This window comes from Kitasatospora sp. NPDC001225 (assembly GCF_053597855.1).
Map to the genome: position 1 here is coordinate 1 of NZ_JBSFJC010000351.1, position 2527 is coordinate 2527.

Genomic DNA, 2527 nt, shown 5'->3' on the forward strand with positions numbered 1-2527 from the left:
GCGCGGCCCCCCCGTATAACGACATCTTCGCGGGCCTGCGGGGAGCCCGGGGCTGTTGGGGCCCGGCGGGGGGGCGCACCGCCCCCGCCGCCGGCACGGTACGGACGCGCTGTCCGTGGGTGGGCCCCGTCAGAGCAGCACGCTGGCGGCGATCGGGGCCACCGTCTTGACGATGTCCCAGAAGCTGTCGGCCTCGACGCCGGAGGTGTTGCCCAGCGCGCCGCCGGTGCGGCGGGTGCGGTCGACCGGCGGGGCCAGCCTCGGGAGCTGCGGGGTGGGGGACCACGCCCGGCGCTCCTTGCGCACGTCTTCCATGGTCATGGTCGTTCTTCCCTTCGTGTGTGCCGGGACAGCGGGTGAGGGTCAGTACAGGCCTCCGATGACGGGGGGCGGTGGCGGCACGCAGCCGGGGGTGGGGGCACCGCCGCAGACCCAGGGGGCCGGGTCCGCGAAGCTGGGGCCGTAGAGTCCCCCGGGGCCGTCCATGATCAGTATGATCGCGGTCCCGGTGGGGTCCGCGCCCGCCTCGTCGGTGTCGGCCACGGCGCCGGTCGGTGTCGAGTGGCCGGTAAATCCGACGATCACATGGGTGGCCGACATGGTCGAGTGCAGGCCTCCGCCGACATCGACGGTTCTCCTGTACACGCTCAGATAGGGGTCGTACCCGACTGTGCGGTCGATCGGTGGCACCTGGGGCGGCGGCTGCTCGTACATGGTCCTGTCTCTCCTGTCCGGTGCTCCGGTGGCCCGCCGTGCGTGGCGGTGTCACCGGGCGGGGTGGCCGGCGGCGGACCGTTCGGGGCCCGTCGCCGGCGCGGGTGCCTCATCACGCGGGGTACCTCGTCAGAAGAAGTTCGGGATCGAACTCAGGACGCCGCCTGCGAGCTTGGCCCAGTCGATGTCGGCTTCGACGCCAGGGGTGTCGCCCAGGGCGCCGCCGGTGCGGCGGGTGCGGTCCACCGGCGGGGCCAGCTTCGGGATCTGCGGAGTGGGGGACCACGTCCGCTGCTCCTCACGGAATTTTTCCTTGCTCATTTCTCCTCATCCCTTCTCGTCGTGCTGGTTGCACTCCGACGTTCGTCGGGCCCGTCGGGGCGGGCCGTCAGAGGGCGGCGTAGCACATGCTCCGGGCCGGGCCCGTGAGTTCGGCACAGGTCGACCGGGCCGGAGTGACACCCGGGCCGTCGGCCGGCCGGCCGGCTTCGTCCCGGCCGTCCCGGCGGACCGGTGCGGCGAGGACCGGCAGCCTGGGCGTGGGCCTGGGGGGTGCTGCGGGGGGTTTCATGGTCCGCCTCCTCCTGGAGGGTGGCGTGGGGGCGTCCCGTCGGCGGGGGCACCGTCGGTGGCGGGTGCTCAGGACTCGAGGAACTGGTGGGCCGGCGCCAGGGTGACGGGGAACTCGTCGCTGACGTCGATCGTGAACAGCATGCTGACCCGCGCGTGCCGGTCGTCCTCGGGGTCGAAGAAGGTCACCTTCACGTCCTGGCAGTCCGATCCCATGCGGCAGTACGGGCTCTTCTCGACGGAGATGGTGTCGATGCAGTAGAGGGAGATCGGGCTGCCGGGCTGCGTCACCGTGCTGGGGATGCTCTGGCCCAGCAGCATGGCCTTGCTGATCGGCCCGGCGACCGAGAAGGCGTTCGTCCCGGCGGAGTTCAGCGCCCGGTCGGCGGAGGTCTGCCCGAGGTTGCGGAACTGGTAGTAGACCTTGTCGAGGAAGGCGTCCATGGTCTTGCGGACGTAGTCCTTGTCGATCGTCAGCGACTCGTGCTTGGCCTGGTCCAGGACGGCCTGCACCACGGCGTCCACCAGCTGCTTCTGGTACCAGATGTAGATGCCGCGGCTCTTGACCTCGACGACGGGCACGATCTGTCCGGAGAACAGCCGGACGGTCCGGTCGGTCAGCCGACCGGGTATCGAGATCCGGGAGATGTAGCCGTCCTCGTCCTGGGAGTACTTGTACTGGCCGAGGTACGCGTCCCGGAACGACCGGTAGACCGTGGACACCGGCGGAGCGGGCGCGGCGAGTGCCAGCAGGGCGTCGGCGAGCTTGGACCGGTCGTTGACGATCGCCTCCACGTCGTCCTTGGACCCGAGCTGCACCAGCGGGTTGCTGGTCCAGTCCATGCCGGCCGCGGCCTCGGCCTCCATCGCGTAGAGCGGCGTGCTGTCCAGGTTCAGCGTCCAGGTGACCTTGTCGGAGGCCCACGGGTTGGCGGTCAGGTACCGGTGCAACTGCTCGGCGTCGTAGGGGTTGGCGGGCAGTTCCTTCGTCACGCCGGTCTGGCCCGCGACCGCCTGCTCGACGGGGTCCATCAGCTGGCGGAAGCTGTCCCGGCGGGCCTCGGTCAGGAAGTCCACGCCGACCTGGCCGATCGCGTACACCAGCGGGCGGTTGTTGGTGGAGGCGCAGGAGGGCCGGACGCCGCCACCCGACGGTGCGCCGCCCGACGGTACGGACCCCGACGGTACGGCCCCCGGCAGCCCGGCCCCCGAGGGCCCGCCGCCCTGGCACGCGCAGGGGGCC

General features: G+C 71.5%; 4 protein-coding genes. All 4 read right to left on the minus strand.

Features of this window, described 5'->3' with window-relative positions:
* Positions 1-129: 129 nt before the first annotated feature.
* A complete protein-coding gene (locus ACWDCZ_RS40265) occupies positions 130-321 on the minus strand; it encodes a hypothetical protein (RefSeq protein WP_449818583.1) in 192 nt (63 codons plus the stop codon).
* Positions 322-363: 42 nt separating this feature from the next.
* Complete coding sequence (locus ACWDCZ_RS40270) at positions 364-714, minus strand: hypothetical protein (RefSeq protein WP_074002763.1); 351 nt, start codon at positions 712-714, stop codon at positions 364-366.
* Between the two features lie 129 nt (positions 715-843).
* Complete coding sequence (locus ACWDCZ_RS40275; RefSeq protein WP_449818584.1) at positions 844-1035, minus strand: hypothetical protein; 192 nt, start codon at positions 1033-1035, stop codon at positions 844-846.
* Between the two features lie 318 nt (positions 1036-1353).
* On the minus strand, positions 1354-2527 hold a 1174-nt coding region (locus ACWDCZ_RS40280), incomplete at its 5' end, for a cyanobactin maturation protease PatG family protein (protein ID WP_449818585.1).